This is a genomic window from Gulosibacter sediminis (assembly GCF_023370115.1).
In the GTDB taxonomy this organism is placed as follows: Bacteria; Actinomycetota; Actinomycetes; order Actinomycetales; family Microbacteriaceae; genus Gulosibacter; species Gulosibacter sediminis_A.
Map to the genome: position 1 here is coordinate 2599896 of NZ_CP097160.1, position 18949 is coordinate 2618844.

General features: G+C 67.3%; 19 protein-coding genes. 2 read left to right on the forward strand and 17 right to left on the reverse strand.

All coding sequences use genetic code 11. The annotated features are described in order from the left end of the window. Position 1 precedes the first annotated feature (1 nt). From M3M28_RS12030 to M3M28_RS12040, 3 genes are all read right to left on the reverse strand, one after another. A complete protein-coding gene (locus tag M3M28_RS12030; RefSeq protein ID WP_249386690.1) occupies positions 2-2683 on the reverse strand; it encodes a hypothetical protein in 2682 nt (893 codons plus the stop codon). A gap of 71 nt (positions 2684-2754) precedes the next feature. Next, positions 2755-4098, reverse strand: coding sequence for an MFS transporter (locus M3M28_RS12035; protein ID WP_249386691.1), 1344 nt, complete (start codon positions 4096-4098; stop codon positions 2755-2757). Positions 4099-4213: 115 nt separating this feature from the next. Then, positions 4214-4924 carry a YczE/YyaS/YitT family protein gene (locus tag M3M28_RS12040; protein ID WP_249386692.1) on the reverse strand — a complete coding sequence of 237 codons (711 nt, stop codon included), beginning with the start codon at positions 4922-4924 and terminating at the stop codon, positions 4214-4216. A gap of 218 nt (positions 4925-5142) precedes the next feature. Between M3M28_RS12040 and M3M28_RS12045 the strand changes: the two genes are divergently transcribed. Continuing rightward, positions 5143-6486, forward strand: coding sequence for an HNH endonuclease signature motif containing protein (locus tag M3M28_RS12045; protein WP_249386693.1), 1344 nt, complete (start codon positions 5143-5145; stop codon positions 6484-6486). Between the two features lie 51 nt (positions 6487-6537). On the opposite strand, the gene M3M28_RS12050 is transcribed toward M3M28_RS12045, so the two are convergent. Beyond that, complete coding sequence (locus M3M28_RS12050; RefSeq protein ID WP_249386694.1) at positions 6538-7041, reverse strand: SRPBCC domain-containing protein; 504 nt, start codon at positions 7039-7041, stop codon at positions 6538-6540. 171 nt (positions 7042-7212) lie between these two features. Then, positions 7213-7749, reverse strand: a complete 537-nt coding sequence (locus tag M3M28_RS12055) for a YceI family protein (RefSeq protein WP_249386695.1) — start codon at positions 7747-7749, stop codon at positions 7213-7215. A 161-nt stretch (positions 7750-7910) separates the two neighbouring features. Between M3M28_RS12055 and M3M28_RS12060 the strand changes: the two genes are divergently transcribed. Beyond that, a complete protein-coding gene (locus M3M28_RS12060; protein ID WP_249386696.1) occupies positions 7911-9695 on the forward strand; it encodes an alpha/beta-hydrolase family protein in 1785 nt (594 codons plus the stop codon). Between the two features lie 38 nt (positions 9696-9733). On the opposite strand, the gene M3M28_RS12065 is transcribed toward M3M28_RS12060, so the two are convergent. The 12 genes from M3M28_RS12065 to M3M28_RS12120 all read right to left on the reverse strand — a co-directional run bounded on the left by M3M28_RS12065 (position 9734) and on the right by M3M28_RS12120 (position 18912). Next, entirely contained in the window at positions 9734-11038 is a 1305-nt protein-coding gene (locus M3M28_RS12065) for an ATP-dependent DNA helicase (protein WP_249386697.1), read from the reverse strand. Continuing rightward, positions 11035-13086 carry a cytochrome c oxidase assembly protein gene (locus M3M28_RS12070; protein WP_249386698.1) on the reverse strand — a complete coding sequence of 684 codons (2052 nt, stop codon included), beginning with the start codon at positions 13084-13086 and terminating at the stop codon, positions 11035-11037. The genes M3M28_RS12065 and M3M28_RS12070 overlap by 4 nt, the downstream gene beginning before the upstream one ends. Before the next feature lie 108 nt (positions 13087-13194). Then, positions 13195-13482, reverse strand: a complete 288-nt coding sequence (locus M3M28_RS12075) for an HU family DNA-binding protein (RefSeq protein WP_125106591.1) — start codon at positions 13480-13482, stop codon at positions 13195-13197. A 285-nt stretch (positions 13483-13767) separates the two neighbouring features. Further along, positions 13768-14073, reverse strand: coding sequence for a 30S ribosomal protein S14 (gene rpsN, locus M3M28_RS12080; RefSeq protein WP_125106590.1), 306 nt, complete (start codon positions 14071-14073; stop codon positions 13768-13770). 3 nt (positions 14074-14076) lie between these two features. Then, complete coding sequence (gene rpmG, locus M3M28_RS12085) at positions 14077-14247, reverse strand: 50S ribosomal protein L33 (RefSeq protein WP_125106589.1); 171 nt, start codon at positions 14245-14247, stop codon at positions 14077-14079. Next, entirely contained in the window at positions 14247-14483 is a 237-nt protein-coding gene (gene rpmB, locus M3M28_RS12090; RefSeq protein ID WP_249386699.1) for a 50S ribosomal protein L28, read from the reverse strand. Before rpmB ends, rpmG begins: the two co-directional genes overlap by 1 nt. A 194-nt stretch (positions 14484-14677) precedes the next feature. Beyond that, on the reverse strand, positions 14678-14953 hold the full coding sequence (locus tag M3M28_RS12095; protein ID WP_249386700.1) for a Rho termination factor N-terminal domain-containing protein: 276 nt from the start codon (positions 14951-14953) through the stop codon (positions 14678-14680). A 73-nt stretch (positions 14954-15026) separates the two neighbouring features. Beyond that, positions 15027-15437: a Fur family transcriptional regulator gene (locus M3M28_RS12100; RefSeq protein WP_249386701.1), complete on the reverse strand. Its 411-nt coding sequence runs from the start codon at positions 15435-15437 to the stop codon at positions 15027-15029. Beyond that, complete coding sequence (locus M3M28_RS12105; RefSeq protein WP_249386702.1) at positions 15430-16257, reverse strand: metal ABC transporter permease; 828 nt, start codon at positions 16255-16257, stop codon at positions 15430-15432. Before M3M28_RS12105 ends, M3M28_RS12100 begins: the two co-directional genes overlap by 8 nt. Then, a complete protein-coding gene (locus M3M28_RS12110) occupies positions 16254-17111 on the reverse strand; it encodes a metal ABC transporter permease (protein ID WP_249386703.1) in 858 nt (285 codons plus the stop codon). The genes M3M28_RS12105 and M3M28_RS12110 overlap by 4 nt, the downstream gene beginning before the upstream one ends. Then, positions 17108-17899 (reverse strand): metal ABC transporter ATP-binding protein, encoded by a 792-nt coding sequence (locus M3M28_RS12115; protein WP_249386704.1) that lies wholly within the window; start codon positions 17897-17899, stop codon positions 17108-17110. The genes M3M28_RS12110 and M3M28_RS12115 overlap by 4 nt, the downstream gene beginning before the upstream one ends. Then, positions 17896-18912 carry a metal ABC transporter substrate-binding protein gene (locus M3M28_RS12120; protein WP_249386705.1) on the reverse strand — a complete coding sequence of 339 codons (1017 nt, stop codon included), beginning with the start codon at positions 18910-18912 and terminating at the stop codon, positions 17896-17898. The genes M3M28_RS12115 and M3M28_RS12120 overlap by 4 nt, the downstream gene beginning before the upstream one ends. Between the last annotated feature and the right edge of the window lie 37 nt (positions 18913-18949).

Genomic DNA, 18949 nt, shown 5'->3' on the forward strand with positions numbered 1-18949 from the left:
GCTACTCGCTCGCGCGAATCACCTCGAGCGCGCGTTCCGAAACTTCCTCGCTCTGATCGGCGAGCGTCGACACGAGCCGGTCGAGGTCGGCGACCTGCGCCTCCCACTCGGGGCCGCGCTGCTGCTTCGGCGGCAGACTCTCGAGCGCCTGCGCCTGTCGCCAGGCGGTGACAAGCGCGGTCTCGTACAGGCGCTGGTCGGCCTGCGCCGCATCCCCCTTCTCGCCCGTGCCCGCGCCGAGCACCGCGACCATGTCGAGCCGCGAGAGGTCGAGCCCGAGTGCGAGCTGCTCGAGGCGCGAGCGGATGCCCGAAAGTTGCGCACGCGCTGCCGCACCGGCACGTCGGCTGCGCACTGCCTCGAGCGCGATTCCACCCAGCACGAGCACCGTCTGCAGCGCGCCCCACACGGCAAAGGTGACCGTCCAGAACACGCCGCTCGTGTCTTCCTCGGCAATCTCCATGTGGTTGTACTCGAGGGTGCGCCCGAGCTCGCCGAGTTCGAACGCGATGTAGGTGCCGGTTTCGATCGGATGCTCCCTCTCGACCTCGCGCGGGCGCAATTCGGTCGCGAGGAAGTAGTAGGCGCCAAGCCGACTGTCGACGCCGGCTGAGATTTCACCGGTCAGTGGTAGGCCGATCGAGTAACTGCCGTCCTCCATCACCCAAATTGGCAGAATGGCCTGGCCGAGCCGAATGTCGCCCGTCGCCGCGTCGAACACCTCGGGATATTCGCTCGAGACGTCGGCTTCGAGCCGGTCATACATCTCAAGCAGGTCGGGGTAGGCGATTTCATAATGATCGCTGTCAGGAATCGGCGCGAGGTTCGGGAGATACCCCTCGGCCGGCAGAATCGTCACCGTCAGGTCAATTTCTGTGGGGAACAGCCCAATCTTCGGGTCGCCCTCGGCTGCCCGCTCCATCCAGTCGCGCACGTGCTCGAGTGAGATGGATTCGTAGTTGGTCGTCGCGTCAGAGATCAGCGCATCTGACTCGAAGTTCGGCAGCAGTTCCATGTCGCCGTAGATCTGCATGCTCGCCAGCGGCACATCACCGATGACTTCACGGCCGTAGCCGGTGGGCTCGCCCGCCTCCGCGAATGAGGCGAACATGCCCGCGAGCAGCGCAACCACAATCGGTGCCACAACGCCGAACCCCGCCATGGCGGCGAGGGTCTTGTTGTCGGTGTTCCTTAGCGCGCCCCGACTCGCCGCGTCGTCGTTCGTCGCTTCGACCTGCTCGAACGCGAGCAGCACGCGCTCGGCCGGCACGAGCGCACCGAATTCGCTCGGCTCGGGCAGGCCAAGCGAGCCGCGCAGCTCCGTCTGCGATTCCGTTGCCCCCGCAGAGGTCGCCCGGATGCGCTCCACCGCTCGGGTGCGCGCGCTGCCGGTGATCTTCGTCGCGCCGAGAATCTTGTCGAGCGTCGTAACCATGTGCGTCTCGACCGTGCTCCAGCGCTGCAGCAGCTCACTCTGCGCGCGCACCGCATCCGCACCTTCCGGGTCGTCATGCCCGTCGGTCAGCACCTTGCTCTCGCGCACAAGCGCGAGCATCGCGGTGCGCTGCGACTCGAGTGCTGTGATCTCGTTGCGCCCCAGGTGCCTCGTGTTGCGCAGAATCTCGCCGATCGCCTGCGTGATCGGCAGCGCAAGTCGCGCGAGCACGGTGTCGGAGTTCGCGTGGCCGACTCGCAGCGATGCGGCCGCCGCCAGCGAGTCTGCCTTGCGCGCGAGCGTCGCAACGTCAGTTTCGAAGGCGTCGAGGTCTGCGGGTGCGGCTGACACGCTCGAATGCACGGCGGCGTTCGAGTCGATCAGGTCGCGCTCGAGCGCTTGTTCAACGCGGGCAAGCTCGAGGCTCGATTCGCGCACCGCCTCCCAATCCTTGCGAAGTCGCTTGCGCGCCTTCGCCGCATCCCGCCCCTTGAAGAACCCCTGCGCATCAGAAAGCAGCGCCTCGGCCGTCGAGAACTGCATTTCGAGCGTGTCGAGCTCGAGCACGATCCTCGCGAGCTGCAGCCGGGCCCGATCGAAGCGGCCGCGTTGGGCGCGTGCAGAGCGAACCTCGCGAATGTAGGCGAGCAGAAACCAGACGGATGCGAGCAGCGGCAGCGCGGTGAGGGCACCCCACAGCAGCGGCGAGCGCGTGGCGCCGTCGAACAGCGTGTCGGCCGCTGTGATGCTCGCGCCGACGACCGCGCCCGCGCCGTGGCCCATCGTGAGGTTGTTCATGAGCGTCTCACGCACGGCGGTCAGCTCGGAGTAGCGGTCTTCGTCACCGCCCACCACACCGACGCGACTGGCTCGCGGCAGCGAGAGGTCGAGATCGTCGGCGTCGTATCCGATCGAAAGCAGAATGTCGACGCCGTCGGGTAGCTCGCCGTTGATGTACTCGTCCCACTCGAGCTCCCGCTCGACCACCATCATCGTGATCGGCTCGTAGGCCACCGCCCCGTGTACTTCGGCGGCAGCCTCGACCGTCTCTTGCGTGATGCCATAGGGCAGCCCGTCTTCGACGATGTAGTGAATTCGTGCCTCTGGCTGCGCCGCGACCTGCGAGTAGCCGAACATTCCGAGCACGCCCGCGGCAACTGCGAGTGCGATCGCGAAGATGAGCCACGCCCTCGCACGTCGATACGAGGGAGTCCGCTGCGGAGCCTGCGGGGCACGGTGGTCGGGCATCCCTTGATACTACGAATGCGCCGGCGCGCGACGCGTCGTACCGGGGTGCGATTGCGGGGCAGTCGGGTCTATTACGCCACCGGGTTGCCGAGCTCGCCGAGCGGCGTTCGGTACGTCTCCCGCGCGATCAGCGAACCGACCACAGCGAGACCCGCGCCAATCGCCGCAACCGACGCCCCGACCATCCAGCGGCTCGGTTCGCCGTTGACGAGGGCCGCGCCGATTGTCGGCGAGAAGCCGGCGATGAGCGCGCCCGCCTGGAGCGCCACCGCGAGGCCCGAATAGCGCACACGGGCGTGGAACTGCTCGGCGAACCAGCTCGTGAACAGGCTGTTGGCGGCGGCGTAGCTGAACCCAACAATGAGTGCGGTGGTGAGGTAAATCAGCGGCACGTTGCCGGTCGAGAGCGAGTGGAAGAAGGGGAACACGAGGATTCCCGAGACCGCCTGCCCCGTGATCGCGACCGGCTTGCGGCCGATGCGGTCGGCAAGCAGCGCGAGCCACGGCTGCGTGCCGATGGCGATGAGGTTGCCGACCGCGAGCGCAGTGAGGATCGTGGTGGGGGCGACGGTGCCGATCTGCGTCGCAAACGCGATGCCGAAGCCCTGCAGGTAGGTGTAAATGAGAATCTGCACGCTCATGAGCGCGACCGAGATGAAGGGAATCGGGTGCGTGCGCAGCATCAACCAGAACGGCACGCGGCCGGTCGATGTGAACGAGGTGTCTTGACGGTGGCGAGTGAACTCCGATGACTCGTCAAGGGTGCGCCGAACCACGTAGGCGAAGATGAGCACGATGAGCGAGGCAAGGAATGGGATGCGCCAGCCCCACGCGTCGCGGGCAACAGCATCCATCGCCTGAATCGGGATGAACACCGCGGTCGACAGCACCATGCCGGCGCTTAGGCCGGTCGCCGTGAAGCTGCCGAAGAACGCGCGGCGACCGACGGGGGCCTCCTCGATCGAGAGCGACGAGGCGCCCGCGGTCTCGCCGCCGGCCGAGATGCCCTGCAGGATCCGCAGCAGCGTGAGCATGATCGGCGCCCAGATGCCCGCCTGCTCGTAGGTCGGCAGCAGGCCGATGCTGAAGGTCGCGATGCCCATGAGCGTGAGCGTCGCGACGAGCGTGTTGCGTCGGCCAATGCGGTCGCCGAGATGGCCGAAGAGGAACGCGCCGAACGGCCGAAACACGTAGCCGACGCCGAGCACGGCGAACGACTGGATCAGCGCGACCGTCGGGGTGTCGGAGGTGAAGAACACGTGGCTGAACACGAGCGACGCGGCGGTCGTGTAGATGAAGAAGTCGTAGTACTCGAGCGCGCTGCCGAGGAAGCCGGCGAGCGCGGCCTTGCGGGCACGGCGATTCGGATGCGGGGCGTGGGTTTCGCGCGCGGGCGCACTGGCGAGGTTGGTCACGGGGAGGTCCTTGAGTCGGGGCTTCGGGCGCGACCGCGAAGAACCAGGGCCGTGGCGGTGCTGACGTTGAAGCTAGCACCGGCTCGGCGCGGTGAACAGGGTGGGGTCGTGTTTATTACGACGCGGGATGCGTGGGGGCGAGGTCGGCCGGATGCTCGGGATGCTCTGGCGGGTGCGGCGTGACCCAGCGGCCGAGGCCGGGGAAGAGTCGCTGCCAGAGCTTGACGAAGTTGCCGACGGTGAGCGCGCCGAAGACCGTGCCCTCGCGCACGCCGACGAGGCCGTGGAAAAGGATGAGCGAGACGATCGTCGCGAGCGTGACGAGGGTGACGTCGAAGGCGACCTTGATGTTGCCGAAGCGGCGGTGCGTCACGTCGGCGATCGCCTGCACGAGCCCCTCGCCCGGCACCATAAGCACGCGCGGGGTGACCTCGATCCAGACGCCGATCGACAGCACGATCGTGCCAACGATCGTGAGCAGCGCCTGCTGCCAGTACTCGCTCGGCGCGACGTCGCGCAGCAACCAGAGGCTGCCGTCGATTGCGACGCCGAAGAGCGTGGCGGCGGGCAGCTGGAGCAGCTGAATCCAGCGATAGCGGCGGCGCAGCAGCGCGATCTGCAGCACGACGAACACCGCGTTCATGATGATCGTGAGGCTGCCCACGGTGCCGATGCCGGTGAACGAGAGCACGGTTGGCAGCGTCGAGATCGGCGCGGTGCCGAGGCTCGCGCGCACCGAGAGCGCCACGCCAAACGACATGATCACGACGCCGACCGCGAAGACCAGATACCTCGTCAGCAGTGACGCCCGTGCTCGCTCGTTCATCGCACCTCCCCCGCAAGCTTAGGCGGCTCGATCGGACGATTTCGGTGGTCGGTTGGGGTGCGTCGAACTATGTCGGTGGCTCAAGGCAGGATGTTTTGAGGCGGCCGAGGTGGGCGTTGGCCGCCGCGGAGTTATCCACAGTTTTCGTAATTTTGTTCCTATTTGTGTTGTTCCGCTCTAGAATGAATGTAGCAATCAACATTTGGGAGGTGACCCGCATGGACATGTCCGCACCCGCCAACTCCGAGCAACTCGACGCCTCGATGCAGCTGCTCGTCGACGCCTTCTCCGCGTCCCATGTCCAGCGAGCGCGCCTCGATGCCCAAGACATTCGCATCCTCGCCATGGCGTACGCGGTCGCTGAACAGCGCACCGCGCTGAGCGCTCCCTTTCGGTCGGCGCCGACGTCGTCGCAAGAGTTCACGTGGAACCTCCGCTCGGCCATGGGCGAGTTCGGCGCCGAGGTTCGCGCGTCCGACCAACTGCTCATGAACAAGGCCCATCACGCCTATCGCCTCATGTGCGACTTCGGCGAGTTTTGGGAGGCACTCAACACCGGCGAGATCGACCACGGCCACACCCGCGCGGTCGTACGTCACGCAACCTCGCTCGAGGAAGACCAGCTCGCCGAGTATTCGAAGCTGGTGCTCGACTACGCCCGCGAACACACGGCGCCGCAGACCGATCGCTTCGCGAGCAAGTGCGCCGCGAGGCTCACCGCGGCGAAGTTTGAAGAGGCCCACGCGCTTGAGCGCGAGCAGCGTCGCGTCGTCATCGAGCACGGTGAGCAGGGCATGTCGACGCTCTGGGCCTACCTGCCTACGGTCGAGGCGTCGATCATCGATGACCTGCTCACCCAGCAGGCCCGCGCGCTCAGCAGCAGCAAGGGCGAGGACACTAGCGCTGGCGAGGGCGAGGCTGTTGACGGCGACGCCGCGGAAGTCGACGACTACGAAGACACTCGCACGATGGATCAGAAGCGGGCCGACCTGCTCTGCGACACCCTCATCACCGCCACGCCGCAGCAGATCCTCGAGGGCGAGGCCAAGGGCAAGCCGCGGGTGACGGCAAGCGTGAGCATCGTGATCCCCATCATGTCGCTGCTCGACAATCCCGACCTCGACTGCGACGTGGCGACCGTGAACGGCATGTCGCCCATCAGCGGCCCCGTCGCGCTCGACTGGGCGCGCAACGCTCCGCACCTGATGCGCATCCTCACCGACCCCATCACCGGGCACGTCGTGACGGTCGACAGCCGCATGCCCGACGCCTCGCTCAAGCGCTTCCTGCGCGCCCGCGACGTTCACTGCCGCTTCCCCGGGTGTCGCCGACCAGCCGAGCGCTGCGATATCGACCACACCATCGCGGTCGAGCACGGTGGGCCTACGAGCCAGCCAAATCTCGGGCATCTCTGCCGGCGACATCACGTGCAAAAGCACGAACGACCGTGGCAACTCAGGCAACTTCCCAACGGTGACTACGTCTGGATTACCCCGGGCGGCAAAGTCGTGACCACCAAACCCGAACCGCCGGGGCCCAAGTTCGATCCGCCGCCGTTCTAGGCGGTCGCACTTAGCTGCCTTGCGGCTTGCCGCTCGGGCCTGCGGGTCGCGCTAGCCTGCGCTAGTCGCGAGGTCTGCGTAGTACTCGCGTTGGGAGGGGTAGTAGTCGTTGAAATCGGGGAGGGCGGCGCCGGTCATCGACGCGACGAGCTGGTCAAGGTAGTACTCCCAGCCCGGGCCGATCTCGCCGAGCTGCTCGAGTTCGACGCCGTACATGATGAATCGCAGCTCGGTCGCGACGTCTTCGGACTCGAGTTCGAGGGCGACATCCCAGCCGCCGTCTTCGCCGACCGAGAGCAGGCGAACGCGTCGCGGTCGCTCGCACTCGAGAATCCGCATCTCGGCCCACTCGGAGCCCTCTTCGAAGCCGAGCTGCACGCGAATTGTCGCGCCGACCTCGGCCTCGCCCTCCCACGCGCCGAACCACTTTGCGGTGCGCTCGGGGTCGGTGATCTCGGCCCAGGCCTCGGCCAGGGATGCGCTGAGCAGTCGCGTGAGCATGAGGTCGTGGCCCTTCTCGCGCGCGGCGAGCTTGCCAGTTGGGTTCGGCGACATTGCCGTGTCCTTTCATCGAGGGGAAAAGACACCAGCGCCCTGCCGGGTTGGGGGAGGTTGGCAGGACGCTGGTGGATTTTGGGGCGAGGAATCTCGCAGGTCAACTCTGCACGATCAACCTCAAAGGATTACCGAGAGTTAACTTACAGTGGCCGTTGGCCGAGGAGGGCCCTAGGCGCCGAGACCGAGCTGGCCGTCGACGGTGATCTTGACGTCGTCGCCAAGGGTGAGGCCGCCAGCCTCCGTGGGGGCGTTCCAGTTCACACCGAAGTCCTTGCGGTTCACGGTCGTGGTGGCCTCGAAGCCGGCCTTCTTGTTGCCGTAACCATCGACGGTCTCGCCACCGATCTCGACCTTGAAGTCGACGGGCTTGGTGACGCCACGGAGGGTGAAGTCACCGGTCACGATGACATCGTCGCCCTCGAGGCGAGCGGCGGTCGACTTGAAGGTGATCTGGGGGAACTCGTCAGCGAGGAAGAAGTCGCTGGTGCGCAGGTGCTCGTCGCGCTGCGCCTGCTTGGTGTTGACCGACTTGACCTCGACGGTGCCCTCGACGCTCGACTCGGTGGGGTTCTCGGCGACCACGACGGTGCCGGCGAACTCTTCGAAGACGCCCTTCACCTTCGAGATGGCGAGGTGGCGAACCGAGAAACCGATCTCGGTGTGTGCGGGGTCGATGGTCCAGGTACCGGGGGTGATGGTGGTCATGCGCTGCTCCTTTGGATTTACTTGCAGGTACAACCTATGCGCCTTCATTTGAATGCGCAAGGGGCAACCGAAAGATTCTCAGCAATCCGGCTGGCCGCTGCCTTGATAGCAGCATTGTGTGTCTGAGCCCTCGGCAACCTCGCCCCGGCATAATGAGCGGCATGTTTGCTCGACGCCTCCGCCGCGCGGTGGCACGACGGGCCCGGAAACCCGAAGTCGAGCGCTACACCGAGGCCGACCTGCGCCGACGCAAAGTGCGCCCGAACTGGTGGGGCATCGCCGGCGCGCAGGTCACCTCCTGGATCGCCCTCGGCCCGAGCTTCCTCCCCCGCACCTGGTGGATGACCGCCGGCAGCCTCGCATTCTCGCAGCTCTACGGCTACGGCCTGGGCAGCTCGCTGCGCTGGGTGCGTCGCTCGATCATGCCCTTCCTGCGCCGCAGCTTCCCCGACACCGACTTCGCGCGGGTACCCGACGCGCTCGCGCAGGCGTGGCGCATCTCGGTGATCACCACCCTCGTCGGCGGCACGGTCTGGGCGTTCGGCGCATCCGTGCCCCGGCAGCGTGAGATCGCACGGCTCGTCGACCGTCTGCCGCCGGATGCGCGCACCCAGCTCGCGGGCATCACCGCTGGCACTGGCCTCACGGCTGTCGCCCTCGGCGTCATCGCACTGTTCCGACTGCAATCCCGCAGCACGCGCCGCCTGTTGCAGCGCTTCCTGCCCGCCCTCGCCGCGCCGTTCTCGGGCGCCTTCGTCACGTTTGCGGCGACCTACTACCTCAACCGCTCGGTGCTCTGGGACCGCCTCATGGCGATGCTCCGCGGCCGGGCCGCCGAGCGCAATCTGCAGCCGCTGCCGGGCCGCACGGCGCCTGAGCAGCTCGAGCGCAGCGGCTCGAACGCCTCCTACGAGCCGTTCAGCACGCTGGGCCGCCACGGCAAGGCGATCGTCAGCGACGGCCCGCGCCGCGCCGACATCGAGCGTTACTGGCGGGCTCGCGACAACGGCTCCGGGCCGAGCGACGAGGAGATCCTCGAGCCCATCCGCGCCTACGTCGGCCTGCGCGCGCAGGTGTCGATTCCGGATGCGGCAAAGCGCGCCGTGCGCGAACTCAAGCGGGCGGGTGGTTTCGAGCGCGAACACCTCTGCATCGCCGTCGGTACGGGCACCGGCTGGCTCAGTGACTGGTCGATGGGCTCATTCGAATACCTCACGCGCGGCAACTGCGCGACGGTGAGCCTGCAGTACACCGTGCTCACGAGCGCGCTCGCCCTCATCGCCGACCGAAAATCGCCGCAGCTCACGGCCCAGCGCCTCTACCGCGAAGTCATGCTTGAGCTGCTCAAGCTGCCGCCCGAGCGGCGGCCGAAGCTCTACATGCAGGGCGAATCGCTCGGCGCGTTCGGTGCCCTGTCGGTGTTCGCCGACGCCGAAGACATGGCCGAGCGCCTTGACGGCGCGATCTGGGCGGGCACGCCCCAGTTCTCGCCGATCTGGCAGGAGCTCACCGCCGAACGAGCCCCGGGCTCGCGGCAGATCCTGCCCCGGGTACGCGACGGCGTGAACATCCGCTTCTCGAACCGCAGCGACGACCTACTCGGCCCCGTCGACGGCGAGCCGTACCAGTCGTGGAACGCGCACCGCATCATCTTCCTGCAGCACCCGAGCGACCCGGTGGTCTGGTGGCACCCGAGCCTCATCTGGCAGGAGCCAGAGTGGATGCGCGAACCGCGCGGCCACGACGTCACGCGGCGCATGGGCTGGTGGCCGTGGGTGACGTTCTGGCAGGTCGCGGCCGACATGCCGAACTCGATCGGCTCGAAGGGCGGCCACGCGCACCGCTACTTCGAAGAGTACGTGCCGGCCTGGGCCCAGGTGCTCGGCCGCGACGAGGAACTCGCTCCACTCACCGTGGAGGTGGCCCGGAACATCCACCCGCACTAGCGCGCGGGCGGCTGGCTCGCGCGCGGGCGGCCGGCTCGCTACGCCTCGACCGCGGCCTTTGCGGCGCGCTGCGCCTGCGCGACCTCGTCCATGAACCGCATGACGTCCTTGTCGACGAAGATGTCGCCGGGCGTGAGCGGACGATTGAGGTAGAGGCCCTCGAGCGAACGGATGCGCGACAGGGCGACGTAGGTCTGCCCTGGCGAGAACGCCCGCGTGCCGAGGTCGACGACGGCGCGGTCGTAGGTCTTGCCCTGCGACTTGTGGATCGTCACGGCCCAGGCGAGGCGCAGCGGGAACTGGTGAAACTCCCCCACGACCTCGCGCGAAAGCTGCTTCGACTCCGGGTCGATCTGATACCGGAGCTTCTCCCACACGATCGGCTCGACCTCGTGCTCTTCGCCGTCGATCTCGACGTAGACGGTGCGGCTGATACGCGACACCTCGCCGACCGAGCCGTTCACCCAGCGGCCGTCGGAGTCGTTGCGCAGGAACATCACCTGCGCGCCCTCCTTGAGCACGAGCTCGGTCTCGGCGGGGAACGTGCGGGCACCCTCGAAGTCGCCGTGGATCTCGGCGGCGGCGGTCATCGCGCGGCCGGGAAGCCGCTCGAGCTCGCGGGCATTGATGCGGTTCACGGTCGCGTTCTTCGAGGCGAGGGTGATGATGCCGTCGGTTGGCGCGGGGCGCGCGCCGACCTCGTTGAGGCGGGTCGCCATCGGCGCGGTCACGCGGCCGTAGCGCACCGCGGTGAGCAGCGAGCGAAACTCGTCATCGTGCTGCCGGTGAATCTCGCGCAGGGTGTGGATGCGCAGCTCGGCCTCGCGCCACACGTGCGCGTCGAAGAACCACATCGAGGTGTAGTTGTCGCGCAGCCACGAGCGCTCGGTGGGGTCGCTCGGCGGCACGGGGGCGAGCTGGAACGGGTCGCCGAACATGACGACCTGCACGCCGCCGAAGGGCTCGGAGGCGCGCTCACGCGCCTGGCGCAGCGAGCGGTCCATCGCGTCGAGCAAATCGGCCGACACCATCGACACCTCGTCGACAACGAGCGTGTCGATCTGCTTGAGCAGCCGCTTCACGTCGCGGTTCTGCTCGATCGGCTGGTTGCCGATGATGCCGATCGGCAGCTTGAACAGCGAGTGGATGGTCTGGCCGCCCACGTTGAGCGCGGCCACACCCGTCGGGGCGCAGATGACGAGCTTCTTATCGCTGTGGAACGAGAGGTGATTCAGCAGCGTCGACTTGCCCGTGCCGGCGCGGCCCGTAACGAAGAGGTGCTCGGTGGTCTGCTCGATCGCGTCGTAGACGGCCTGCTGCTCGGCGGTGAGTTGCAGCGTCACTGTCCCACCCCATCCTTTTCGGCCAATCGCTTGAAGCGCTCATTGTAGGCACGCAGCTCGGCATCCTCGTCGCGCAGGGCCCGGCGATCCTCGCGCGCGGCGCGGCGCTTGTCCGACTTGAACCACTGCAGGCCGACGAGCAGGGCGAGAATCACGGTCGGGAACTCGCCGATACCCCAGGCGATCGCACCGCCGATCTGCTGGTCGACGATCGCCGACTCGGGGCCCCAATCGCGGCCGGTCGCGCCGTACCAATCGGCGACAAGCAAGCCGGTGCCGGTCATCACGGCGAGGCCGAAGAAGGCGTGGAAGGTCATGACGAGCACGAGCGAGATGAGTCGCATCGGGTACGAGGCGCGGGTGCGCGCCGGGTCGTCGCCGACGAGCGACTCGACGAACAGGTAGCCGACGATGAGGAAGTGGGCGATCATCCACATGTGCCCGACGTGGTCGTACGTCGCCCAGCGGAACAGCGGGGTGAAGTAGAACATGAGCAGCGCGATCGCGAAGTTCACGCCCGCGACGATCGGGTGCGAGAAGAACTGCGCCCACTTCGAGTGCACGATGTGCAGCGCCCACTCGCGGCCGCCCATCGAGCCGTCTTTGCGCGCCTTGACGCCGCGAAGCAGCAGCGTCATCGGCGCGCCCATGACGAGGAAGATCGGCACGATCATCGAGAGGATCATGTGCTCGGTCATGTGGAAGCTGAACAGGAACCGGCCGTAGACGTAGAGCGGGCCGTTGACGTTATAGAGGAAGATCGCGACGCCGACGGTGACCGAGGCCGCGCGCCAGATCGGCCACTCATCGCCGCGGCGGCGCAGACGAGCCATGCCGACGTAGTAGTAGATGAGGCCGATCACCGCGAGGGCGGTCCAGATCGGGTTGAGGCTCCACTCGGTGAACAGGCGCGAGGCGTCGAACGGCGGCGGCAGTTCGTCGCCCGAGAGCAGCTGGGCAGGCGAGGGCTGCGAGAGCTGGTCGGCAGTCACGGGCGACTGCGGGCTCGGGGTGCGGCCGAGCGCCGCGGCGGCGCCCGAGACGGCGCCCATGACGAGCAGCTCGATGCCGAGCAGCCACGCGAGCGGAGCGGCGGTCGAGCTGCCCTGCGCGAGCCGGGTGCGCATCCGGTTGATGAGGAAGCGGCGCTGCAGCACGCCGAAGCCGCCGAGCACGACGAGCAGCAGAATCTTCGCGAGCATGATCAGGCCGTAGCCGGTCGTGAACAACTGCGAGACGTCCGACATGTTCACGAATGCCGTCACGATGCCCGAGAAGGTGACGACCGCGAACGAGATGAGGGCGAGCTGCGAGAAGCGCTCGACGAGGGCGAGGCGGCGCTCGTCGCGGTCGGCGTCGGCGCGCGCGGCGACCGCGAGCACCGTGACGACGACGAGGCCGCCGACCCACACGGCTGCGCCGGTGAGGTGCACCGTGAGCCCGCCAACCGCGAGATCGTGGGATGCGGCGCCCGCGGCGTGCCCCATGGTCGCGATCGGCCACAGGCAGAGCAGTGCGTAGCCGGTCGCGAGCAGCGTGCCCCAGCGCGAGCGCACGCCGAACACGACGGTCGAGAGCACGAGCACCATGAACGTGGCCATGAGCCACATCTGGCCGAGCTCGAGGTTCGCGAGGAAGTACCAGAGGCCGGTGCCGAAGTCAGCGTCGAACGAGAACGGCACGGCCGAGACGTCGAGGTAGGTGAACACCGAGGTGAGGATGCACGTAAGCGCCCAAGCGACGCTGCCGCCCTGCACCAGCGTCATGGCCCGCTCGAACTCGGGCTTATCGCGACTGCACGCGAAGATAGCGAGGCAGAGGCCACCGACGGTGAGCGCGGCGGTGAGGTCGAAGCTGAGGCGCAGAATCGGCAAACCCCAGCGCACAATTGGGCCGGGGTCACCGATCGTGAGCGGGGTGGCGCCGCCACCGAATGCGAGTGCGGCCCACGTGACGAGAAGTGCGACCAGGATGAGACCGGCCGGACCCCAGCGCAGCAGCTGCAACGTGGCGGGCGACCAGCCGGTGCGACGATCGGATGCTGGCATGGTCCTTCAAGGGTACTCGGCTGGCTCGGGTGGGGCCGCGTCGGGCGGGTGGAAACGCTGAACGCCGCCCCGAGGGGCGGCGTTCGCAGGGTTGGGGAACCCGGGCTACTACTTGACCGCAGCCTTGAGCTTCGAGCCAGCCGAGATCTTGACGCCCTTCGACGCGGCAATCTCGATCTCTTCACCGGTCTGCGGGTTGCGGCCCTTGCGCGCGGCGCGCGAGGTCTGCTCGACCGAGAGCCAGCCGGGGATGGTGACCTTGGTGCCCTTCGCCGCGTTTGCCGCGAGCTGCTGGAACAGGCCGTCCAGAACAGCGTTCACGGTCGCCTGGCTCTGACCGGTCTCAGCGGCGATGGTCGCGACGAGTTCGGTCTTGTTCACAGTGTTGTCTGCCATGTGTGCCCTCCTACGGACGCAGGTGCTCGCGGGCGCGAGCGCAGTCATTGCTTATCGGTCGCCGCCGTGCGGGGAGGCCCGGCGTGCGGCAACGTCGCCAAACTAACACCCACGCGGCGCGTTCGTTGAATTTACGGGGGTTTTGGCGCGTTTTGCCCAGGATTCCCATGCGATTAGGAGCCTTCGGGCCCCCGATGAGGTAATGAACGTTTGCCGACAACAACAACGCGGGCGTACACCGAAGTGCACGCCCGCGTCATGAAGTACTGCGGTGTCAGCTAGCGACTACCAGCTCGACTTGCGGATACCGGGCAGCTCGCCACGGTGCGCCATCTCGCGGAAACGGACACGCGAGATGCCGTACTCCGAGAGGACACCACGGGGGCGGCCGTCGATCGAGTCGCGGTTGCGCACGCGCACCGGCGAAGCGTTGCGGGGCAGCTTCTGGAGACCCACGCGGGCCTCCTCGCGCGACTCGTCGGTGCCGTTGGGGTCAACGAGCTGCTTCTTGAGCTGCAGGCGACGCTCGGCGTAGCGGGCGACGATCTCCTTGCGCTCTTCGTTCTTTGCGATCTTGCTCTTCTTCGCCATGTCTTAGCGCTCCTCGCGGAAGTCAACGTGCTTGCGGATCACCGGGTCGTACTTCTTGAGCACGAGGCGGTCCGGGGTGTTCCGGCGGTTCTTCTTGGTCACGTAGGTGAAGCCAGTGCCGGCAGTGGAGCGGAGCTTGATAATCGGACGGATGTCCTGACCCTTCTTGGCCATTAGAGCTTCACTCCCTTCTTGAGGAGGTCGGCGACAACCGCGTCAATGCCGCGGGCGTCGATGACCTTGATGCCCTTGGCCGAAAGCGTGAGGGTCACGCTGCGGCCGAGCGAGGGCACGAAGTACTTCTTCTTCTGAATGTTCGGGTCGAACCGACGCTTGGTGCGTCGGTGCGAGTGCGAAATGTTGTGACCGAACTGCGGTGTAACACCGGTCACCTGGCACACTGCTGCCATTGCTCTCTCCTTCAATACCGCAACACGCAAGAACGTGTTGCCCAAGATCTCTTGTCGGCACCCGAACGAGCTGTCAGTGATGAACCTCGACCGAGCACGGTTACGCCGGAGGGGAACCCCAAGCGCACCAGCGAGCAACTCTACCCTGGATACGCGTGCTTGGGAAGAGGGCAATTGATGGTTCGCGAGCGTCGCTAGCTGTTCCGCAGTGCGCTGATGAGCTCAGGCTTCGTCATCTTCGAGCGGCCTGCAACGCCGATCTCCTTCGCACGCTCATACAGTTCGGCCTTCGTCCAGTCGTCGTAGTTGCCAGCCTTGCCACCCTTGCGACCGACCTTCGAGCGTGACGACGCGGCCGCGGCGTTCGCAATGCGCGCCGCTTTCTGCTTGCTTGCCCCGTCGTCGCGGAGCTCCTCGTAGAGCTCCGCGTCCTTCACCGACGGGCCGGGACCCTTCCGCTTCCGCGCCATGGCTCGATCTCCCTGTCATCGATCTCCGAATGTCGGGTCAGGGTAGGTCGGGAGTCTGGATGTAGCCGCTCCGCTACGCAGCCGCCGCACACTCCGCGCACAGGCCGAACACCTCGACGTCATGCGTGATCGCGCTGAAGCCGTGTTGCTTCGCGACCTTCGCGGCCCAGGCCTCGACCTCGGGCGCCTCAACCTCGACCGTATGCCCGCACCCGCGGCAGACGAGGTGATGGTGGTGCTGTGCGGTGTCGCAGGCACGATAGCGCTCGCCATCGGGGCCAAGCATCGTGTCGGCATCGCCGTCTTCGGCGAGCTGGGCGAGGGCACGGTAGACCGTCGCGAGACCAATGCGCTCGCCGCCGTCGCGCAGCTTGTGATGAAGGTCCTGTGCGCTCACAAACGCGGGCTCGGCCGCGAGCGCCTCGCGGATCGCTTCCCGTTGCTTCGTCGTGCGGCGAGGCACGACACGCTCTTGCTCAGACATACTTCACCTCGCCGCCAGTGTAGCCAGGCACCAGGCGTCGCGCCCCGCGATTGAGTGCGAGCGCGATGAGGAACACCAACGTGGCGGCCAGCGCCATCGAGCCACCGGCGGCGATCGAGAACCACTGCGAGGCGTAGAGGCCGAGCACCGCGCTGCCGGCGCCGAGCGCGCTCGCAACCGGGATCATCCACTCGATGCGACGAACGAGCAGCTTGGCCGCCGCGGCGGGCGCCGCGATCATCGAGATCGCGAGAATCGAGCCGATCGCGGGCATGGTTGAAACGACTGTGCCAACGATGAGCACGAGCGTGAGCGCCTCGACGCGCGCCTCGCTGCCGCCACTCGCGACGAAGCCCTCGCGGTCGAAGGTTGAGAAGAGGAGGTCCTTCCAGCGTGCGGTGACGGCGACGATCGCGACGAGGAGCATTCCGGCGATGATGAGGATGCTCGAGGCGGGAATGCCGATGATCGAGCCGGTGAGGAACGAGTCGACGCGCGACTGCAGGCCCGGCACGAGCGAGTGCATGAACACGCCGAGCGCGTAGCCGAACGAGAGCACGATGCCCGCCGCGACCTGGCGCCCCTGACGACGGATGCGCCCGAGCAGCAGCATGAAGCCGACGAGCACGAGCCCCATGACGAAGGCGCCGAGCACAATGTGCACGCCAAGGATCGCGGCGAGCACCCCGCCGGGGAACGTCGCGTGCGTGAGCGCGACCGTGAAGAAGGCGCGCTGGCGCAGCACGACGAGTGAGCCGACGATGCCGCAGAGCAGGCCAACGAGGATGCCCGTGACGAGGGCCGAGGCGAAGATCGTCATGCGCGCACCCGCTTTCGCCGCGTGAGCGCGGTGATGCCCGCGACAACGAGATAGAGCGCGACGAGCACGAGCACGAGCACGGCCGACGGCGAGACGTTGAGCCGCGCATCCACCGACAACCAGTAGCCCGAGACGAGCCCGAGGAACGAGGCGACGAGGGCGGCGCCGGCAGCGATCGGCACGATCACGGCGAGGCGGAACGAGATGAGCCGGCCGACCGCGGCGGGCACAATGAGCAGCGCAAGCACGAGCAGGTTGCCGACCGCGCGGGCGGCCGCGACGACCGTGAGCGCGATCGCAACGTTGAGTAGCAATTCATAGCGCAGCACGGGCATCCCACTCGCCTCGGCGGCGTCGCGGTCGAAGGCGACCGAGACTTGCTCCTTCCACGTGAACACGACGATGAGCAAGGCGATGAGGCCGAGCACACCGATGACCAGCAGGTCGTCGTGCGAGATCGTGAGCAGTTGGCCGAACAGCAATGTTTCGAGGCCGGTCGCGTAGTTCGTGGAGCGCGACACGATGACGATGCCGATCGCGAAGGCACCGGCAAGCAGCACCGCGGTGGAGGCGTCGGTGCCCGCGCCTCGGCGTGCGGCGAGCGTGAGCAGCACGGTCGCGATGAGCGCGGCAATGACCGCCCCCAGGTAGACGGCCGTGCCGCTCCCCTGCCCCGCCACGAAGCCGATCACGACGCCGGGGAACACAGCGTGCACGAGGCCGTCGCTCACGAACTCGAGTTCACGCAGGTTAAGGGCGACTCCGACCACCGCGGCGACCACCGCGAGCGCGGCGAGCGCAATGGCCGCGGTTTGCATGAACGGCGCGCCAAACATGACGTCGAGCCCGGTCACAGCAGCGGCTTGTCGGGGGTCGCGACGGGGTGCGGGTGGGCGACGAGGTCGCTGTGCGTGTCGAAGTGGTCGTGCGATTCGCCGAAGGTCTCGGCGATCGCCTCCGGCTGGAGCACCTCGTGAATGTCGCCGTAGGCGATCTGATGTTCGTTGATGAGCAGCACGTGCGTGCACACTTGGTGCGCGAGTTCGAAATCGTGGGTCGACACGACGATGCCCATGCCCGCCTCGCGCAGCTCGCGCAGGGTCTGCATGAGTGCCTTGCGGTTCGGGGTGTCGAGGCCGTTGAAGGGCTCGTCGAGCAGCAGGATGCGCGGGCGGGTCACGAGGGCGCGCGCGAGAAAGCCGCGCTGCCGCTGGCCGCCCGAGAGGTCGCCGAAGCGGCGCTCGGCCACGTCGGCGAGGTTCACCCGCTCGAGGGCCTCCTGCACCGCATCCTTGTCGGCGCGGCCGGGCCAGCGCAGCGGGCCGAGCGCGCGGTAGCGGCCGAGCATGACGACCTGGCGCAGCGTGATGGGGAACTCGAGGTCAATGTGGTCGTGCTGGGCGAGGTAGCCGACGTGCTCGGCGGCCGCGCGCGGGCGGCCGCCGAGCACGCCGAGTTCGCCGGCGATCGGGGCGACGAGGCCGATCATGCTCTTGAGCAGCGTCGACTTGCCGGAGCCGTTCGGCCCCACGAGCGCGAGCGCCTGGCCCTGCTCGAGGCGCAGGTTCAGGCGCTCAGCCGCTGGGGTGCGACCGTCATAGCTCAGCGTGACATCGCGGTAGCGAAGAAGTTCGTCGGTCAATTGGTCTCCGTGAGCGAGGCGGGCACCTCGGCCGCCGTGGCACCCCAGGAGTCGAGGATCTGCTCAGTGTTGTGGATGGTCGCGGAAATGTAGGTGGCGCCGTCGCTGTCGGCGGCGCCGAGCGAGTCGGTGTAGAGGGCATCTTCGCCCGAGTAGACCTTAACCCCGGCCTGCTCGGCGATCGCCTCGGCCGTGGTCGGCTTGAGCTGCGACTCGGTGAACACGGCAGGCACGCCGGTCTCCTTGATCTTCTCGACGAGGTCGTTCACCTCGGCGACCGACGGCTCGGCGTTGTCTTCCCAGCTCGGCATGACCGAGCCGACGAAGGTGATGTCGTAGGCGTCGTTGTAGTAGGTGAGCGCGTCGTGGTTCGTCGCGAGCAGGCGGTCGGCGACGGGCACCTCGTCGATGCTCGACGCGATCCAGGTGTCGAGCTCAGCGAGCTTCGCCTCGTAGGCCTCGGCGTTCGAGGTGATCGTGTCGGCGTTGTCGGCGCTTGCCGTCTCGAGGCCGTCGGCCACGTTCCGCACCATGATCTCGGCGTTGGCGGGCGAGGTCCAGATGTGCGGGTTGCCCGCGGCGTGGTCGTGGTCCTCGTGGTCGCCGTCTTCCTCGCCCTCGTGCACATCCTCGTCGTCATCGGTGCCCATCGGGGTGATGCCCTCCGAGGCGTCGATGACCGTGCCGTCGAAGCCGGCCGAGGCGAGGGTGTCGTCGATCCACGGCTCGAGGTCCATGCCGTTGATCACGACGACGTCGGCGGTGCGAATCGTCTCGAGATCGGCGGCCGTCGGCTCGAAGCTGTGCACCGACGAGCCGGGCTGGAACAGGCTCGTCACATTCGCGTCGGTGCCCTCGGTGAGGTTGAGGGCGAAGTCGTGCAGCTGCGTCGTGGTGGTGACCACGCTGAGGCCGTCGGCCGAGCCGCTTACCGCCGCACCGCATCCGGTCAGGCCAATCGCAACAACGGTCGCGCCGGCAGTTCCGAGTAGTGCGCGCGTGAACTTCCGCAAAGCAGGTTCCTATCTAGCGAGCGTCGGGGGCAAAAGA